15 protein-coding genes are annotated in these 18,088 nt (G+C 48.1%); 10 read left to right on the top strand and 5 right to left on the bottom strand.

Annotated elements, in window-relative coordinates:
• The first annotated feature begins 86 nt into the window (after positions 1-86).
• From BP97_RS0119215 to add, 5 genes are all read left to right on the top strand, one after another.
• A complete protein-coding gene (locus BP97_RS0119215; RefSeq protein ID WP_036746187.1) occupies positions 87-4,136 on the top strand; it encodes an FIMAH domain-containing protein in 4,050 nt (1,349 codons plus the stop codon).
• A 183-nt stretch (positions 4,137-4,319) separates the two neighbouring features.
• A complete protein-coding gene (locus BP97_RS0119210) occupies positions 4,320-5,654 on the top strand; it encodes an extracellular solute-binding protein (RefSeq protein WP_028550560.1) in 1,335 nt (444 codons plus the stop codon).
• Positions 5,655-5,663: 9 nt separating this feature from the next.
• A complete protein-coding gene (locus tag BP97_RS0119205) occupies positions 5,664-6,494 on the top strand; it encodes a hypothetical protein (protein ID WP_028550559.1) in 831 nt (276 codons plus the stop codon).
• Positions 6,495-6,877: 383 nt separating this feature from the next.
• On the top strand, positions 6,878-7,801 hold the full coding sequence (locus tag BP97_RS0119200) for a bile acid:sodium symporter family protein (protein WP_028550558.1): 924 nt from the start codon (positions 6,878-6,880) through the stop codon (positions 7,799-7,801).
• Between the two features lie 204 nt (positions 7,802-8,005).
• The gene (gene add, locus BP97_RS0119195) at positions 8,006-9,055 is read left to right on the top strand and encodes an adenosine deaminase (RefSeq protein WP_028550557.1); all 1,050 of its coding nucleotides are present in this window, start codon (positions 8,006-8,008) and stop codon (positions 9,053-9,055) included.
• Positions 9,056-9,092: 37 nt separating this feature from the next.
• On the opposite strand, the gene BP97_RS0119190 is transcribed toward add, so the two are convergent.
• Genes BP97_RS0119190 through BP97_RS0119180 form a run of 3 tightly spaced genes read right to left on the bottom strand, consistent with a single transcriptional unit; the run spans position 9,093 to position 11,563 of the window.
• Positions 9,093-9,320: a twin-arginine translocase TatA/TatE family subunit gene (locus tag BP97_RS0119190; RefSeq protein WP_028550556.1), complete on the bottom strand. Its 228-nt coding sequence runs from the start codon at positions 9,318-9,320 to the stop codon at positions 9,093-9,095.
• 56 nt (positions 9,321-9,376) lie between these two features.
• Positions 9,377-9,931 (bottom strand): RidA family protein, encoded by a 555-nt coding sequence (locus BP97_RS0119185; RefSeq protein WP_036746201.1) that lies wholly within the window; start codon positions 9,929-9,931, stop codon positions 9,377-9,379.
• Between the two features lie 21 nt (positions 9,932-9,952).
• Positions 9,953-11,563: a flavin monoamine oxidase family protein gene (locus BP97_RS0119180; RefSeq protein ID WP_028550554.1), complete on the bottom strand. Its 1,611-nt coding sequence runs from the start codon at positions 11,561-11,563 to the stop codon at positions 9,953-9,955.
• Positions 11,564-11,800: 237 nt separating this feature from the next.
• On the opposite strand from BP97_RS0119180, the gene BP97_RS0119175 reads away from it, so the two are divergent.
• From BP97_RS0119175 to BP97_RS0119155, 5 genes are all read left to right on the top strand, one after another.
• Positions 11,801-12,031 (top strand): MerR family transcriptional regulator, encoded by a 231-nt coding sequence (locus BP97_RS0119175; RefSeq protein ID WP_028550553.1) that lies wholly within the window; start codon positions 11,801-11,803, stop codon positions 12,029-12,031.
• 73 nt (positions 12,032-12,104) lie between these two features.
• Positions 12,105-12,857, top strand: coding sequence for a twin-arginine translocase subunit TatC (gene tatC, locus BP97_RS0119170; protein ID WP_028550552.1), 753 nt, complete (start codon positions 12,105-12,107; stop codon positions 12,855-12,857).
• A 38-nt stretch (positions 12,858-12,895) separates the two neighbouring features.
• Positions 12,896-13,786, top strand: a complete 891-nt coding sequence (locus BP97_RS0119165; RefSeq protein ID WP_028550551.1) for a LysR family transcriptional regulator — start codon at positions 12,896-12,898, stop codon at positions 13,784-13,786.
• Positions 13,787-14,147: 361 nt separating this feature from the next.
• Positions 14,148-15,356 carry a M20 family metallopeptidase gene (locus tag BP97_RS0119160; RefSeq protein ID WP_028550550.1) on the top strand — a complete coding sequence of 403 codons (1,209 nt, stop codon included), beginning with the start codon at positions 14,148-14,150 and terminating at the stop codon, positions 15,354-15,356.
• Positions 15,349-16,764 (top strand): YfcC family protein, encoded by a 1,416-nt coding sequence (locus BP97_RS0119155; protein ID WP_028550549.1) that lies wholly within the window; start codon positions 15,349-15,351, stop codon positions 16,762-16,764. Before BP97_RS0119160 ends, BP97_RS0119155 begins: the two co-directional genes overlap by 8 nt.
• A 71-nt stretch (positions 16,765-16,835) precedes the next feature.
• Here the strand turns inward: BP97_RS0119155 and BP97_RS0119150 are convergent, their stop codons facing one another.
• Together BP97_RS0119150 and BP97_RS41085 are read right to left on the bottom strand one after the other, a co-directional pair.
• Positions 16,836-17,444: a cell wall hydrolase gene (locus tag BP97_RS0119150; protein ID WP_231506344.1), complete on the bottom strand. Its 609-nt coding sequence runs from the start codon at positions 17,442-17,444 to the stop codon at positions 16,836-16,838.
• Between the two features lie 205 nt (positions 17,445-17,649).
• On the bottom strand, positions 17,650-18,087 hold the full coding sequence (locus BP97_RS41085; protein WP_231506341.1) for a TipAS antibiotic-recognition domain-containing protein: 438 nt from the start codon (positions 18,085-18,087) through the stop codon (positions 17,650-17,652).
• Position 18,088 lies beyond the last annotated feature (1 nt).

The following is an 18,088-nucleotide window of genomic DNA, read 5'->3' as shown; positions in this document are numbered from 1 at the left end:
ATGTGATACAACACAACAAAGACCTGCCTCCATATAATACAGCGTTCATTCATGATCTTATATCCAGAGGGAAGCGGAGGATAACAATGAGAAGCATAATGTCACTGGTTATTATCATTAGTTTGGTTATATCCCCCCTTACGATCGTTCCCGCTAATGCGGAGGCAACTCAGGAATCGGCTTCGGGCAGCAGAATGCCGCCTATACTCATAACCGAGATTGTCCCAGACACCACTAACGTAGGAAGCTCTGACGGATACGAGTTTGTGGAATTGTACAACCCGCTGGATCGGGCTATCAGCCTCAAAGATTATAACGTCGTTCTCCGGTATCCAAGCGGTTCGCAAAGTGATGTCACCTGGACGCCGGAGCCTAGAAACATCTCCATCACACCGGGAGGCACATTGGTTGTATGGCTAGGCAATCAAGCGACTGTAAGCAAGACGGCGGCCGATTTCAACGCTAACTTCGGCTCCAGCTTAGTTGAGAACGTGAACCTTGTAAAGGTAATGACGAGTGGGTTGATCAACGAAAGGATGCGCACCCTAGTAGTCACCTCCAATACCGGAGAAGACATCGTGAAAGCTTCCTACAATGATGGCTCTTTCGATGTGGCATCGAATAAAGGCATCTTTTATCGATATCCCGAACAGGGTTCTAACGAAATGATCAAGCTTGGAGCCCGGACGAACCCGGCCACACCAGGCACTGTGGCTTCAGCCCAAGTTCCCTCCTCATTACTCCACCTAGATGATTCAACACCACCTGTGATCATGAACAGGACCCAGATTACAGAGGCGCAGCCTTCCGACCCTATTCAACTGGTAGCCGAAGCAAGCGACTATATAGGGATACGAACTATGACGATGTATTACAAAAGCGCGGAGCAAGCCTCTTACACCCAAGTCAACTTGACCCGAGATAAGAACGATGGTTTATTCCGATATACGGTTCCACTTCTTACAACCCTAAGCAGCGAATCTCTACAGTATTATTTTACTGCCTCCGACGGGATGAATGAGACCACGAGCGATACTTATGTCATTCCCGTCATCAACCGGATCGATTCGAAGCCCAGGTTAAATGTCGAGGAGGGTTCCATCCTATCCGGACAAAGCAGCATTAAAGCAACGATGAACAGTGTTTCGCCGAATCAGCTATCATTGTATGTTGACGGCACCGTGGTCCATAATACATACCTCTCGATGGAGAAGCCGAGCTACTTTGTCTTTGAAGTGGAGGGCATCGACCCAACGTTCAAGAATGCAGTGACGATAGGAACAGAAGTCATTCAACTGCTGGATTATGCAATTTCTACATATACAACCGTAGTGGTACCTATTCCACCCAAAAAGCTGATGGATGGCAGCAATACGATCACATTCCGAGCCGGCTCCAAGAAATCTCCGTTTCTTACGACACCGGCGGAGAACCTCGATGATTTCAATTTGCGGAATGTCAGACTTGTGACCTCCACCGGTACGGTGATAAGAGATCCGCAATACAGCAATCCTTCCCTTGTGTTTGATATGGGGGATGGCGGGAGATACTTGCCGGCTGTAGACTTTACATTTGCTCTTACTCCGGGTCTGATGAGTTCCCTTACTTACCAGTGGGACACAGCCATCATCCCGGACGGAGTTCATCAAGTGAAAGCGACTTACACCGGTTCTCCTCATGAGGAGGCTGTGGCATCTGTCCTCATCGATAACACGAAGCCGGTCATTACATCCTCTATTGAGGAAGGCAGAGAGTACAGGGGCAGCTTCAGCATTGACGCTAATGCGTCCGATAGCGGCTCGGGTATAAAGTCGGTGACGGTTACGCTGGATGATCGTGTCATTACGGTTCCCTATGCGGCATCATCGGCTGCTTTGACTGCCGGTCCTCATGCTTTGCATATCCAGGCAGCTGACAAAGCAGGTAATGTGAGCGAGAAATCGATCTATTTCTCCAAGGCCGAGCCTTTGGAGGGAACGATTCAGCTACTTTCACCTGTGGATGGAGCTGAGAGTGTCACTGTACCTTCCAAGCTGGCTGTAACTGTTGCCAGTTCGGTCTACGAGTCACTGAATATGGATTTCTTCAAAGGCAGCAAGTTCACGGCTGCGAACAGAACGAACGTCAAAGCCTACAAGCAAGCTTATGCGACAGAGCCGCCGAAGCTTAGGGTGCCAGAGGGGGAGCAAGAACTGCTGGCCGATGAGATTGCACCTATTGCCGGGAAGGACGGACAATATCTCGTACAAGATTCGATAACAGGGTTCCCTTATGTACGCTTTGAAGTCCAACTGGATGGAAGCGGCGCGATAGACAAGAATGATCAAGTTGAGATTCAGTGGAAGGGCAAGTCATTGGCCGGACGAAAAGTCACAATGTATGCGTGGAACTACAGCTCATCGCAATGGCAGCCTGTTGACTCGTTCATTCCTCTAGGTGAGGAGGATTTCATTTTGAAAGGGGCGGTTAGCGAAGAATATGTCCGGAATCTTAAGCTGAATGTGCTTATTCAGGATCAAATTCCTCCTAGAGATTCGTACGATTACACGATGGTGTGGCTGTCGGACACCCAATTTTATACCGAGCTGTGGCCTGACTATTACGAATCTCAGATTCAATGGATCAAGGACAACAAGGATGCATTGAACATCCAATATGTGTTCCATACGGGAGATGTCGTTAACGAGATGAACCAGCCCTTCGAATGGGAGAGGGCTGACCAGTATATGAAGGTACTGGAGCAGTCGGGCATTCCGTACGGAGTCCTGGCAGGAAATCATGATGTGGAGAACATCGACCAAGGGACTATCGATTACAGCAAGTTCAGCCGCTATTTCGGCGAGCAGCGCTTCCTTGACCAATCGCAATATGGGGAGTCCTATCAGGACAACCGAGGCCATTACGATCTTATTTCGGCTGGCGGTAAAGACTTTTTATTCCTTTACATGGGGTGGGACATCGGTGAGAAGGAGTTCAGCTGGATGAATAAGGTACTGGCCGACCATCCGAATCGTACGACTTTCATAGCTGTCCATGATTATCTGAATCCGAACGGCACCCGTTCCAGCGTGGGTGAACAGATGTTTCAACGGGTCGTTGTTCCTAACAAAAGCGTCGTTGCCGTACTAAGCGGCCACTATACGGGCAGCTCCGTCAAAATCGACCCATTGGACGATAACGGGGATGGAACACCGGACCGCGCTGTAGTTCAAATGCTTAATGACTATCAGGCACTGCGTGAAGGCGGCTCCGGTTATATGAAGCTGCTGCACTTCGATTCGGAACGCGACCAAATCACTATCCAATCGTACTCTCCTGCTAAAGATGACTACAATTATTACGATACGCCTGAAACCGGATGGACCGAAGAGCTCACTATGAATTTGGATTTAGCGCCTCAGGAGAAGCGGGTTGCGACGGATTACTTTGAAGTGAAGGTTTATTCAGACGACCGGATTGAATCTGTCAGCGGAGTACCCATCGGCCAAACGGCTGAAGTGACATGGCAGGACTTAAGCTTAGGCAATACGCAGCAATGGTATGTTCGCGCGCAAGATTCATACGGTGATGAGCTGCGGTCTGATATGTGGAGCTTCCGTTCGGCAAACCTAGCCTCCCCGAGTCATCTCAGGGCAAGTGAAGTGACCGGCACTTCCGCCAAGCTTCAATGGGACCCGGTAATTGCAAAGGATGGGGGGACAGTCAGCTATGAGGTTTACCGTGACAACAGTCGAATGAACACAGTTACGGGTTCGGTGTATGAAGTGGCAGGACTTACGCCGGGAACGAAGTATGAATTTTATGTCGTAGCGGCAGATCAACATGGCAACCGGTCACAGCCGAGCGTTAAGTTGACTATAACAACTGAAGTGAACCTATCCATGCTCCAGCAGCTACTTCAACGATTCATCGATTCGGGTGAGCTCAAGGGACCTTTAGCGAAGCAAGCAGCTGAGAGGATGCAGCAAATCCAGCATCATTACGACAAAGGCTCCAAAGATCAAGCGGTGAGGTTTTTGCAAATGCTGCTTCAGAAGTTGAATCTTCCAGCGCTGCAAACGCATATAACGGCTCATGCCAAGGCGGAGCTTCTGGCGGCGGGGAATGAGCTGCTTCAAGCATGGAATCGTCAGTGAATCCATTTACAAACTCTTAATCTGATAGATATTCAAAGATAAATCCTTTTTTATTACAATATAAGGAGAATAATTCCTTCGATATTGAAAGAGGCGGTGTATTGTTCCTCTTAAACAGGAGTGATATGCTGCTGGATTCACACCGTTTGGGCGTTGAATATGATTATAGTGAGGAGAATGGCAATGGTTCAGTGGAGGGGTATCAAGCGAGGAGCAGGGATCCATCGTCGTTGGTCGCAAAGCTTATGTCTTTTGTCCTTAGGTGCTCTCTTAATGGCGGGCTGCAGCAAATCGGCGCAACCGGGAGCAGAGGTTAAGGTGGAGGAAAAGCATGATCCGGCTACCATTACGGTCGGTGTCATTGCAACCGGTTATTTGTCCGAGGATGAATTCAACAAGTTTCTGGTTGAGCCAGTCAAAAAGAAATATCCATGGATAACCGTACAAAGGGTCATCTATACAACGAAAAACATGAATGAATTCGTCGTCGGGGGCAACGTACCGGATATTATTATCACAAATAACGTTAATGGAATGCCGAACCTGGCGTCATTGGATTTATTGGATTCAATGGATGCGTTGATCAAGAAGCATGCTCTGGATCTGACGAAAATCGAGGATGGGGCTGTTGATGCGGTCAAAATGGCTTCGCAGCGTCAAGACATTGTGGCGCTTCCTTACACCAGAAACTTTGCGGCCCTCTACTATAATAAAGATATCTTCGATAAGTTTGCGGTGCCGTATCCGAAAGACGGCATGACCTGGGAGCAGGCCACTGAGCTAGCCAAGCAAGTTACCCGCATGGTGGACGGGGTGCAATACCGCGGGCTGGAGCCCAACGTGTCCGAGCGGCTAGGCGCCCAGTTGTCGTTGACCCTTGTCGACAGACAAACGAACCGTACGGTGGTTAACACCGATCCTTGGAAAAAGGTCTTCACCCAAATGGCTTCCATTTATGGTATTCCAGGTAACGGGACTATTACGGTCAAAGCCAAGGGCGACGACCTGTTCGCTAAAAACCGTACCTTGGCTATGCTGGCGGAAGGCAATATTTTAGGTACACACCTGAATGACAAGGCGGATTTCAACTGGGATCTTGCGTCGATCCCCGTCTGGCCGGAAGCACCAACAGCCGGAACGAGCGCTGATGAGCACTTGATGGTTTTGGCGAAGACGAGCAAGCAAAAAGACGATGCATTCCGCGTTATTTCTACAGTTCTATCTGAAGAGGTGCAGACGGACATGTCTAAAAACGGCAGAACGAGCATCCTGAAAGATCCGGCCATTCAAAAGGTATATGGCGAGAACCTGCCTTTCCTGAAAGGGAAAAACATTCAGGCGATCTTCAAGACGCAGCTCGCAAAGCCGTATGAAGCTACCATGCATGATCCTTTGGTTATGTCCGGATTGGCAACGGAGCTTAGCAACGTCGTGACAAAAGGCAAAGACATCAATTCCGCCCTAAGAGATGCAGAAGAAGCCATTAATAAAAAAATACAAGAAGCACTTGTCAAATAAGAGGCTGCTATGAAAATAATGGAAGAGAATATCGCTGCTAAAACAGGGGACTTAGCCACGTGTGAGGACGCGTACTGCATCACGGAGCACTATGCTTGCGTAATAGACGGGGCGACGGATGTTTCGGGCAAACGGTACAACGGGCAGACATCCGGTCGCTTGATCTCGCAGGTTATTGCGAGAACGATTCCGCAGTTACCTCCGGAGGCTGACCTTGTGGAGATTATCCGGATTATCAATAACACACTGGTCACCCACTACAAAGAACAGGGGATGTACGAATCGATCATCGAGAATCCGTTCTGCTGTCCTACAGCCGCGATGATTTTGTACAGTAAGCACTGGCAAAAAGTTTGGATGATTGGTGATTGCCAATGCATGATCGATGGCAAAGCCTATACGAATCCGAAGAGGGTTGACGATATTATCGCCAATACGAGGTCGTTATTTCTGGAGGCGGAAATCCGGAAAGGAAAGACCATCGAGCAATTATTGGAGGAAGACACAGGATTTGAAGCCGTGCGGCCGTTTATCCAGGCTCAATATTACATGCAAAATGTCCAAGAAAAGACACAGTACGGCTATATCGCGATGACGGGCTTCGAGTTTCATCTCGATCAAGTTAAAACCATTTACATGAATCCAGATGCTGCTTGTCTAGTTCTTACATCAGACGGCTATCCCGTTTTGAAGCCAACGCTTCGAGAATCGGAAGACGCCCTAGCTGCGATACTTACCAACGATCCGCTTTGTTTTCGGGAATATAAGCTGGCCAAAGGATTAGTCCAAGGAAACGTCTCCTTTGATGACCGAACCTATGTAAGGATACTGTTACATTAGATGATGGGTTAAAAAAGCAAGAGAACCGTCGCGTTCTCTTGCTTTTTTGTCTTGTAGGCCCACAGGTCATGGATTGGCTCATCGTGTCGATCCAGCAGGATATGAATTCAAGGCGACTGCATTTTTGGCCCCTTATATGGATTAACGATAATGGAGTACAATTGCTTCCTTAAAGTGAGAAAAGGCTAAAGTTTGTTTATGTCCTTTGCTGGGAGATATATTCTGCCCGTTTTTCTAAATGGAATATTTGAGGAAGCGTCCCATGCCCTTGCGATGATTGCCATCGGAGGGCTTTTTTGACTAAGAAAGAAGAAAAAAGCGAATTCTGATTATATCGTATCCAAGATCGTCAGTGGTAAGAAATAGTCAGAGGAGTGAACACAATGAACGCGATAGAAAAAATCAGCAAATTTGTCGGCGGCACGTTTTCGATATGGGTTATTTTGTTTGCTTGTTTAGGCTTTTTCATTCCTCAGGCTTTTGTAGGGATGAAGGGGGATATTTCGCTACTGCTCGGGATCGTCATGTTCGGAATGGGACTAACGCTATCTTCTGCGGACTTCCGGGAAGTATTCCGCCGTCCCGGTGAAGTGGCTATCGGGGTCGTTGGACACTATTTGATTATGCCCTTGCTGGCTTTCGTGCTTGCCTATGTGCTTCGTCTTCCCCCTGATATTGCCGTAGGCGTGATTCTGGTTGGATGCTGCCCGAGTGGAACGGCGTCGAATGTGATGACCTTCTTGGCAAAGGGGGATGTGGCTCTTGGCGTATCTATCGCTTCTGTCTCTACCCTTATAGCACCATTGGCCACACCGGCGATCATCTCGTTATTGGCGAACAAATGGATGGACATTAACGCTAAATCGCTGTTTGTCGACATTATTCAGGTTGTCATTGTGCCCATCGTGCTGGGGCTTATTGTGAAGGCTTTATTCCGAAGAGCGGCAGATGCCAGTGTTAAAGCACTTCCTCTTGTCTCTACTATCGCTATTGTTCTTATTGTGGCAATCGTGGTAGCCGTTAATAAGGCCAAAATATTAGAAACTGGACCGATTATTTTTGTTGTAGTCATATTGCACAATCTGCTTGGATTCGGATTAGGCTACGGCTTTGCAAGGTTGTTCGGAATGAATCTTGCCAAGCGCAAAGCGGTAACCTTAGAGACCGGTATGCAAAACTCGGGGCTAGGTGCTGCTTTGGCTGCTGCACATTTCAACCCGATTGCTGCCGTACCGAGCGCGATATTCAGCGTCTGGCATAATATTTCGGGCTCGGTTCTGGCCACTTGGTTTTCCAAAAGGGAATAATCCCCGCTTGCCGCAAGGGCTTGCTCGTAGAAGAAATCGAGCAAGTCCTAATTTGCGTTGCTTTAATGTCAAATAATATAACACAAAATAATCAAAACAGCATAATTTGAGTAATATATATTGACATACAAATCACATTAGATTAAAGTTAATCAAAATTAAGCAATGAGGATAATACTTTCTGATGGAGAGGAGTGGCTGGATATGGCAATTAGAGGGGTTGAGGTGCTGTTGCGACAGCTGCCAAAGGTGGATCTTCATGTGCATTTGGACGGAAGTGTAAGGGCGCAGACGATTGCGGATTTGGCTAGGGATCAAGGAGTGGAGCTTCCGATAAGCGAAGGGGAGGATTTGCTTCCCTATATTCAAGTGAGTGAAGAATGCGGGAGTTTGAGGGAGTATTTGAGTAAATTTGACTTTGTGGTACCGTTTCTTCAATCGGAGGAAGCTTTGGAGAGGGTTGCGTATGAAATTGTACAGCATTCAGCCGAGCATAACTGCCGGTATGTAGAGGTGAGATTTGCTCCGCAGCTTCATCGCAGGAAAGGGTTGACGGCAGAGGCGGCTATTCGCTCCGTGATTGATGGTCTGCGTCGTGGGGAGAAAGAGTACGGGGTCAGGGCGAAGGTGATTGCTATTTGCATGAGAAACCATTCCAGTGAAGAAAATTTGGAAGTGGTGGAGGCGGCAGGGCGGTTTATCGGTAAGGGGGTTGCTGCGATAGATTTGGCGGGGGATGAGGCGGGATACCCACCGCAATTATTTCGCGATGTGTTCGCCGCCTCCCGGGCGAGAGGAATTCCTGTAACGATCCATGCTGGGGAAGCTGGTGGTGCTGATAATGTGTACGAAGCTGTAACTCATCTTGGTGCTGTGCGTATCGGTCATGGGGTCAGACTTAAAGAGAATCCAGCGATTTTTGATATGATAAGGAAGCGTCAGGTTCCTCTGGAAATGTGTCCTGTGAGCAACATTCAGACCAAAGCGGTATCCGGCTGGGATGCCTATCCGATTCGAGAATATTTCGATAGCGGGGTTATGGTTACGATTAATACGGATAATCCCAGTGTGTCAGGAACGAATATAACGAAGGAATACGAGATGATTGTCGATAAATTCGGCTTCAGCTTGGAGGAGATCGCAGCGTTGATCATGAATGGGGTTGAAGCCTCTTTCTTGGAAGATGAAGAAAAGCTGGCTTTGAGGCAGGAGTTTCGGTTGCAGCTTAAAGAGCTGGGTATCGATCTGAAGTGATAAAAAGGAAGCCACCCTCGCGGGTGGCTCTTAAGTGTTAAGCGTGGCTTCTTTCGGCAGCTTCCTTTTGCTCTTTTAGCGGCACGACTTTAGAATCTTCTCCGCCCTCCTTGTGTTCCGAAACAAGCTCGCGTGCGGATGATTTGAACTCGTGAAGTGTACGGCCTACCGCTCTGCCAAGCTCCGGAAGCTTGGAAGGACCGAATAAGATTAAGATAACCACCAAAATCATCATGAGACCTGGAAAGCCGATATTTTGAAGCATACACGCTCAACTCCTTAATTATAATAGGTTTTATAATAAATTGCGGTTCTGGCTGATTAGTTTTGATTATGTTTGTTCGGATATACCGCCACAGCTTCAACCTCGATTAACCAATCTTCGCTGACCAATCCGGCTACACCAACGGTGGAGCGGGCTGTCTTGACCGGGTTGGACTCATTATTGAAATACTCTGCATATGCCTCGTTCCAGCCTTTGAAATCGAACTTGTTCTCTTTGTTTGGATCTGCTACGAGATAGGCACGCAGATAGATGACATCATTCATCGTCAATCCTTTTTCCTTCAATTGGTTCTCGATGTTCTTGAGGACGCCCTTCGCTTGAGTCTTAGTATCCCCGTAACGTTCATATACGGTAGTGCCATCCTTGTTCAACACAGGTGGTGTTGTTCCGCTGGTGTACAAATAGGAGGAGCCTCCGGGTACCGAAACGCCTCCCGAAATGGTCGAGGAAGGGTTGCCGTAAAACTCCACTTCGTGAACCGGCTCTGCTGCGTATTTATTCGGTGTTTGCGATTCGTCAGCATAAGCGCTTGCTCCGATGACTGAGGATAGTACGCCAACAGCGAGGATGGTTTTTAATTTTTTATACATATCGTTCGACCGTCCCTTCATCTATTCTTTCATGACACGTTCGTGAATTTCGGTAACGACTTTTCGTGCGGATTCGATGCCGCCGGCCATCCATGCCGGGATGTAGCTGATGTGCTCGCCTGCCAGATAAATTCTGCCATCTGGTTTGCACAAAGTCGGGTAGATCGTCTTCCGCTCATCTGCAGAATAGCTGCCCCATCCGCCTAGATTGTACTTGATGTTTTTCCAATGAACGGAGAATGAAGCTTCGAATTCCTTGTGGAACTGAGGGTGGATTTTGGCTCCCTGACTCAACGCGTAGCTTTCGCGTTCGGCGAGAGGCAATTTGCCGAGCTTGTCGGCGTTGGTCCCTGTTACGTAGTAGCCGAGTAGAACCCCTTTTTTGCCAAAATAGTTGGTTGGCGGATAATACATCTGTGTGATATCCATGTTAGTTAAGGAGCTGCCACCGTAGATTTGTTCGTCTTCCTCCCAAAAGCGGCGCTTGAACTGAAGTCCGATTTTACCTGCGGATGCATAGTTGACTTTGGAGATCGCGTCGGACATTTCCGGTGAGAAGTCGGCCGGGATGCTTTTGAGTACGGATAATGGAATAGTACAAATGCAGTAATCACCGGTAATGGTTTTGGTGGCGCCTGTTTCCAGGTTCGTATAGACGATGCGAACGCCGCTTGCGTCCTGCCGGATCTCTTTGACCTCTGAATGGAATTCGATGCGGTCGCCCACGCGCTTCTCGAAGGCTTTGGCGATCTGATCCATTCCGCCTACCGGGTGGAACATCATCATTTGTTGGTCATACGAATATTCGTTGCTAAAAAAGTTGCCGAAGCCGGAGCTGATGATCGATTTCATATCGAATGGGTCTTTGCGTACGCCGGCATCCAGTTTGCCGCCCGGCTCTTCGATGTAGCCACCGCGCTCGGAGCCTTTGTAGAATAGGTCGGCATTCAAATCGCCCTCGCGCTTCAAGTAATCCACCAGCTTGGTTTTTTCCTCTGGAGTAAGTGGGAGATCCAGTGCGTTCTGGTTAACGGCTTTGGCCAGCATTTCGGATACATAGCCCTTCACATCCGCCTTTGCTTCCCGTTTCCTTATTTTGCGCCCCGACAATTCGCCTACGTTCTCGTTATAGTAGTAGCCATGCTCGTTAACGTTGTTGAAAGGCTCAATGGCTACACCGAATTTGCGGCAATATTCCATTGTTACGTGGAATTGAGGGATGCGCATAGGGCCTGCGTTCAAGTACATGGCTTCACCAGAGTCGAATCGTGCCACTTGCTTGATGCCGCCGATTTCCGTCACGGTCGTTCCTCTTCTTACGGACCAGATCCGTCCTCCGGCTCGGGCTCTCGCCTCCAATATCGTGCAATCGTACCCTGCCTGCCCAAGCTCGTAGGCCGCAGTCATGCCTGCGATACCTCCTCCGAGAATGATGATCTTTTTGCCGTTGCGATGAGTGGAAGACAGGTCACCTTGATTCGGAGGGGTGAATTCGGCTGCTTTTAATGTCTCGGGCGAGAGTAACCCTAGCGTTCCCATGACGCTAAATACGGCTGCGGACCCGCCGATTTTGCCGACTGTCGTTAAAAACTGTCTTCGAGTTATTTCTTTAGTTGGTTCCTTTGTCTCCATTCTCCTCGACTCCTTTGTGTTAAAGTGGATCAACCTCACAACGAGATCGTACCAAAAATTATTTTATTTGACTTAAAAATTGTTAGGTTTTCTTACATTGTTTTTTTGTTTTCCAAAAATCGTTGCTTTTTTTGAACTGTTTTTGTTAGAATCATCTCAAGAAATGGGGGAAATGGTTCATTTATCTTTTCATCAGCCTTTATATATAACATATATTTAACATTGGAGGTAGTGAAGATGGAAGAAAAAGTGATGAACATCGGAATTGTCAAAGAACTAACCGGCTTATCGGAAAGGCAAATTAGGTACTATGAGGAACGTAAACTCATCTTTCCTGCGAGAACGAGAGGAGGGGCCCGACGATATTCATTCGATGATGTAAAAAGGCTTCGGGAGATTCATGAGAAGCTGAAGGATGGATTTCATACCTTTGAGTTAAAAACGATGCGTCCATTTAAGAGCGTATAGACGGGTGGGACGAAGTGATGTCGCTTCGAACGGAAGGGTTAATACTATAATGAGAAGGTTGGTGGCAAAGCCTATGGAGGATAGAACGATGACGTTGACGGATCATATAGCTGAGCTGCGCAAACGTATCTTGCTAGTACTGCTTATGGTTGTCGTGACAATGGCGGCGGGACTGTTTATTGCCCCTCGAATTTTGGTATATTTAAAAAGTGTGCCGCCTGCCTCCGGAATAGCTTGGAATGTGTTTTCGCCGTGGGATGGAATTCGGATCTATATGAGTATCGCATTGGCCTTCTCTTTAGCGGTTACATTGCCCTTTGCGCTTTATCAGCTGTGGAAGTTCGTTAATGTCGGACTCAAAACCAATGAGCAGGACGCGGCGTTGAAATATATCCCTTTTACGATTATTTGCTTTATTATAGGGTTCAGCTTTGCTTACTTTGTTGTGTTTCCGATGAGCTTCACGTTTACGACAGGGATTGCAAAAAGTTTGCAGTTTACTGAAACGTACGGAATTTCCCAGTACTTCGGTTTTATGTTTAACATTGTGCTTCCTTTGGCGGTTGCGTTTGAGCTGCCGGTTGTCGTGATGTTTTTGACCAAAATTGGAATACTGAATCCAAAACGATTGCATACGATGCGGAGGTACGCATACCTGGTGTTGGTTATCGTCGCCAGTCTGATTTCGCCTCCTGAAATCTTGTCGCATCTAATGGTAGCAATCCCGTTAATTGGCCTTTATGAGATCAGTGTGTGGCTGTCCGGGGTCGTCTACCGCAAACAGCTTCGGCTTCGTGATGCAGGAGCGCTGGAACCGACGGCATAACCATTGGACTGAGATAGCCTGGTGAAAGGGGTGGATTCATGAACGAGAAGGACTATTTGATGCTTCAGTATGTGGCAGAGGAGCAAAGCTTGACCAAAGCGGCGGAGCGTCTATATATCACCCAGCCGGCGTTGACCTATCGCCTTCATCAGATGGAGCGGGAAATGGGCGTGCCCATCATCGTCAAGAATGCCAAGGGAACGAGGCTGACTCCCGAGGGTGAATATTTGGCGGAATATGCGAGAAAGATGCTTGATGATCTGAATAAGATGAAAGAATATATCGTGAACATGCGAAATGAGGTTAAAGGTAACCTTCGTATCGGTGTTTCCAGTTATTTTGGGTTATATAAGCTGCCACCGCTGCTGAAGAGGTTCCGGGATATGTACCCGGAGGTGCAGCTCATTGTCACCTGCGGACTAAGCACCGAAATTTTGGATCTGCTTGCGCAAGAAGAGGTTCATGTAGGTGTTATTCGCGGTGACTACCCTTGGTTTGAAGGGAAACAGCTGCTGCATGACGAGCATATTTGTCTGGTATCGCAAGAGGAGCTTCCGTGGGAAGATCTGCCGAGTCTTCCCCAGATCTGCTATAAACAGCCGAGAATTCAGACGAGCAGCTACTCACCGCTGCCGTTCAGCGAAACGATCAACGCTTGGTGGAGAGAGAGGTTTCATGTGCCTCCGCTCGTTACGATGCAGGTGGACAGCTATGAGACCTGCAAGGAGATGGTCAAAAATGGACTTGGTTATTCCATTATTCCTGGAATTTTCGTTGCGGAGGAGGATCGGCTGCATAAAGTCGAGCTGTACCGGAAGAACGGGGAGCCGATGAAGCGCAATACTTGGATGGTTTATAAGCAATCCGTCCTGCAGATGGCCACAGTTGATCGATTCGTCTCGTTTATGAAGGAACAACATACGCAATAAAGCGCAGCGCTCTAACACGAGTGCTGCGCTTTTCTTTTTAGCTAGGCCTCGTTGCATATTTATGCTACAGCTTGCTAGTCTTTTTGTATCAGACTCTGAAAAATACGAGACGATACAATTATTTCCAACAGCCTTTAAGAAGGAGCTGGGAATAAAGTGGATAGTCGAAAATGCAAGGCGGACGCGGTCTTGGTGGTTTGCCTCATAAAAAAATTTTAAGTAAACTGCAAAAAACTATTCATTTTACTTATTGATTTAACCGCTTTACAATAATTCAAATAAGTTGCATAAATATTCGGTTGCCCAGGTACCCGAATCATCATAATAACAACATCATGGGATAGGGTAGGTGGAAGTGACAATGAACGACAATAAATTAGATGCAGCCAAGGTAACCATTCAACAGGCGGTAGACTCACGGGACGAACAGCTGCGAGGCTTGGCGGCGCTTATTCATGCTAACCCGGAGCTGAGCTTTCATGAGCATAAGGCTCAACAATGGTTGATGGCCCCTCTTGAGGAAGCAGGCTTTGCGGTAGAGAAAGGCATTGCAGGACTGGAAACGTCGTTTCGCGCGACGTGGGAAGGAACGGAAGGTGGCCCGACCCTGGCGCTGCTTGCGGAATACGATGCGCTCCCTGCGATCGGACATGCTTGCGGGCATAATCTGATCGGGACCGCAGCGGTTGGGGCAGCGCTTGCGCTGAAGGATGCTTACCCTGAATTGCCGGGGAAAATCGTTGTACTCGGGACTCCGGCGGAAGAGGAGGGCGGCGGTAAAATCATCATGTGCAACGAGGGCGTGTTTGACGACATCGATGCGGTCATGATGGTCCACCCGCAAAGCAAGACGATGGTGCTGCGCGGAGCGCTTGCTTGCGTCGATGCGACATTCACTTTTCACGGCAGGCAGGCACACGCGGCCTCCGCTCCAGAGAAGGGGATCAGCGCGTTGGATGCGATGATTAACGCTTTTGTCGCGATCAATTCGATTCGCCAGTTCGTGAAGGAGGATGTGCGCATCCACGGGATCATCACGAAGGGTGGCGATGCGCCGAATGTCGTGCCTGAGCTGTGTGAGGCGGTGTTTATCCTTAGAGCGGCTACGGTTGTGGAGCTGGAGACGGTGAGGGAGAAGGTATACAACGCGGTACGCCATGCGGCCGAAGGGGTAGGGGCGACTGTTGATATTGCCGAAGGACTCATCTACGCCGAAAGGAACAATAATAAGGCGATGGCGGCATTATTCCGCAGCAACCTGGAGCAGATGGGCATTGAGGTGTGCGATCCGCCGAAGAAGGGCGGCATCGGTTCGTCAGATATCGGCAATGTAGGCCAGGTAACGGCTACCATTCACCCGTATATCCGAATTGGGGATGCGACGACGCATACGCCGGAGTTTTGTCAGCTTGCCGGCTCGGAGGCAGGCATGATCGAGATGAATCAGGCGGCGAAAGCTATGGCGATGACGGTCTACGACCTATGTACGGATAAGGAATCAATTCGGGCTGTTCGCAATGAGTTTGAACAATGGAAACAACAAAGCAGTGGGGGACAAGTTCATGGATAACGCATTAGCGGGCAAGCGGAAATGGCTGAAAATGCCGCATACCTATGTTATTTTAATTATCTTGGTCTTTGTGGCCGCCGTATTGACTTATGCTATTCCTGCAGGCAAATTCGAGCGTGTAAAGGATAAGGTAACTGGGAAGTCGCTTCTGGTGACCGGTTCTTATCATCATGTAGATGCTAGTCCGGTTAGTCTCATCGATATTCCCAAATCTATCGTACATGGACTCATAGATTCCGCTGATGTCGTATTTTTCATCTTTATTATCGGCGGAGCATTCCAGATCATTTCATCGACGGGAACGATTGAAGCGATCACGGGCAGGGTAGCCCGAACGTTCGCGAACAAAGGTGTCTGGGTTATACCTGTATTTTTATCCTTATTCTCAGTAGGCGGCTTTACGATGGGGATGTCAACGGAGGTTATGGTATTCGTACCGATCGGTATAGCGATTGCGAGAGCGCTTGGGTACGATGCACTGACGGGGACGGCCATGATTTCGCTGGGAGCTTCCTGCGGCTTTACGGCGGGTATCCTCAATCCGTTCAACGTTGGCTTGGCGCAGGCCATTGCTCAAATCCCAATGTTCTCGGGGATGTGGCTCAGAATTATTTTGCTTGTATGTCTCATTACGATCACCAGCATTTATTTGATGCGTTATGCTAGGAAGGTTAAGAAAGATCCTACCCAAGGGCTTGTTTACGAGCTGGAAAAAGAAGCGGATGGCACCGCGACCAAGCTGGATTTTTCCCACCTGCCTAACATGCAGTTGAAGCATTATCTCACGATTGTAACGGTCATCGCAGGTTTCGGGCTTTTGATCTGGGGCGTCTCCAAAAAAGGCTGGTGGATGGAAGAGCTGGCTGCCTTGTTCCTGACGATGGGTGTCTTGTCCGGGTTGTTCTCGGGCTACGGGCCGAGCCAGATTGCGAAGGAGTTTGTAAAAGGAGCCAGTGCAATCACGTATGGTGCGTTTATCATCGGTTTGGCGAGAGGTATTATGGTTGTGCTCGACCATGGGAATGTCATCGATACGATTGTGAACAGTCTGTCTATTCTCGTCGGCGAGCTGCCGAGCTCCGTTCAAGTGTTGGGTATGTATGTGTTCCAAAACGTGATGAACGTCTTCATTACATCGGGGACAGGGATGGCTGTCACTACGATGCCGATCATGGTTCCGCTGTCCGATTTGCTTGGGGTAACGAGACAGACGTCCGTGCTGGCTTTCCAGCTTGGAGACGGATTTACGAATATGATCCTGCCTACCTCTTCTGCATTGATGGGAAGCCTGGCGGTATCTGGGATTGCATATCAGAAGTGGGTTCGGTTTTTCTGGCCTCTTATGGCGACATGGCTTGTTGTTGGGGCGGTTTTCGTTATTGTAGCCAATATCATTCATTACTCTTAAAAAGTAAAAAAGGTTGTTCCGAGGTCATTCTCAGACCTGTGGAACAACCTTTTTTGTGGGAAAATAGTCGTTTATTTTGCGAAAATATGATTTCCAATTTGAACGGTTTGCGGTCTTGTCCAAATCCACGAGCTTGTCGCTGTTTTCGGGTTAAAGTAATACAAAGAATCGTTAGTAGGATCCCAGCCGCGTACGGCGTCTTGGGCTGCCATATAAGCGGTGCTGTCAGGCGTTAGGCTGTACTGACCGTCGGCTACTGCTGTAAAGGCGCCTTTTTGGAATACGACGTCTTCAATAGTATCTCCATACTTGCCGGATTGGATACGGTTCATAACAACCGCTCCTACAGCAACCTGACCTTCATATGATTCACCGCGGGCTTCGCTGTAGATGACTTTGGCCAATATATCGAGCTCTTCACGATTCAAGGAATGTTTCTTTAATGCGGACCAAGTCAAATCGCCTGTAGTTCCATCAGGATTCAAGCCATAGTTGCTTTGAAATCCTTTTACCGCAAGTGCGGTATTGGAACCATAAAGGCCATCTAAGGGCAATTGGTAGAATCCGGCTAGCTTCAACCGGAATTGCAAATCCCAAACGTCTCCATTGGCACTTCCTTGCTTTAATAATGGAGCTGCCTGGGCAGCATATGGGTTAATTCCTACTATATTCATCAACATTGCAAACCCGAATAGGAAGGTGAATATTTTCCAATTTCTCAGTTTCATACTGCATCTCCCCTTTCGGATACTGATTATAGGGGCAGTATGAACGTCGATTCAACCAGTATTTATTGGTATTTACTAAAAAATGCTTAAAGGACGCGGGTTTATCCCACTTATCTAGTGGGTATTCCAAACGCTTGCTGATGTGAAAAACAGCGTTTCAGCCTTTTGCAGAAGCTAATTTTATTATCCACAAAATGGTATTATTAGCTCTCCAGTTTATCGCAATAAACGTGCATGGCTTATCGATGTTCGCGGTAAAACGCTCATCCTCAACATATAAATCTCCCAGACCGTGAAAAATTTCCGGTGTGCAATCATAGAAGTGGCTAGTAATCCATGCCCTGAGTTCGGCAACTCCTTCCTGTACCTGTGGATCCTCCGGTCCTTTATCCATAGTGGCTACGATTTTGGAGTAAATTCGACTGGATTGCTCCATAATGTCAGCCCAATCTTGTGGTGAGTAGCTATTGGTTTTTCGTTCGACGTTATCCATGATGGATTTTCCGTATTTCTGCCGCGCTTCCTTCGCGTATTTGCGTTTATGTTCTTCTATCGGGGTCATATCAAAGGGTTCGAATCGTTCTTTGGCACTCATT

It is taken from the genome of Paenibacillus sp. UNC451MF (genome assembly GCF_000686845.1).
Lineage (GTDB): Bacteria > Bacillota > Bacilli > Paenibacillales > NBRC-103111 > Paenibacillus_S.
This window is presented reverse-complemented; position numbering and strand designations above follow the sequence as displayed.

Bases quoted from the DNA above. Each gene is read 5' to 3' on its own strand.
- BP97_RS0119215 (WP_036746187.1), top strand. From the start codon at position 87: ATGAGAAGCATAATGTCACTGGTTATTATCATTAGTTTGGTTATATCC.
- BP97_RS0119210 (WP_028550560.1), top strand. From the start codon at position 4,320: ATGGTTCAGTGGAGGGGTATCAAGCGAGGAGCAGGGATCCATCGTCGT.
- BP97_RS0119205 (WP_028550559.1), top strand. From the start codon at position 5,664: ATGAAAATAATGGAAGAGAATATCGCTGCTAAAACAGGGGACTTAGCC.
- BP97_RS0119200 (WP_028550558.1), top strand. From the start codon at position 6,878: ATGAACGCGATAGAAAAAATCAGCAAATTTGTCGGCGGCACGTTTTCG.
- add (WP_028550557.1), top strand. From the start codon at position 8,006: ATGGCAATTAGAGGGGTTGAGGTGCTGTTGCGACAGCTGCCAAAGGTG.
- BP97_RS0119190 (WP_028550556.1), bottom strand. From the start codon at position 9,320: ATGCTTCAAAATATCGGCTTTCCAGGTCTCATGATGATTTTGGTGGTT.
- BP97_RS0119185 (WP_036746201.1), bottom strand. From the start codon at position 9,931: ATGTATAAAAAATTAAAAACCATCCTCGCTGTTGGCGTACTATCCTCA.
- BP97_RS0119180 (WP_028550554.1), bottom strand. From the start codon at position 11,563: ATGGAGACAAAGGAACCAACTAAAGAAATAACTCGAAGACAGTTTTTA.
- BP97_RS0119175 (WP_028550553.1), top strand. From the start codon at position 11,801: ATGGAAGAAAAAGTGATGAACATCGGAATTGTCAAAGAACTAACCGGC.
- tatC (WP_028550552.1), top strand. From the start codon at position 12,105: ATGGAGGATAGAACGATGACGTTGACGGATCATATAGCTGAGCTGCGC.
- BP97_RS0119165 (WP_028550551.1), top strand. From the start codon at position 12,896: ATGAACGAGAAGGACTATTTGATGCTTCAGTATGTGGCAGAGGAGCAA.
- BP97_RS0119160 (WP_028550550.1), top strand. From the start codon at position 14,148: ATGAACGACAATAAATTAGATGCAGCCAAGGTAACCATTCAACAGGCG.
- BP97_RS0119155 (WP_028550549.1), top strand. From the start codon at position 15,349: ATGGATAACGCATTAGCGGGCAAGCGGAAATGGCTGAAAATGCCGCAT.
- BP97_RS0119150 (WP_231506344.1), bottom strand. From the start codon at position 17,444: ATGTTGATGAATATAGTAGGAATTAACCCATATGCTGCCCAGGCAGCT.
- BP97_RS41085 (WP_231506341.1), bottom strand. From the start codon at position 18,087: ATGAGTGCCAAAGAACGATTCGAACCCTTTGATATGACCCCGATAGAA.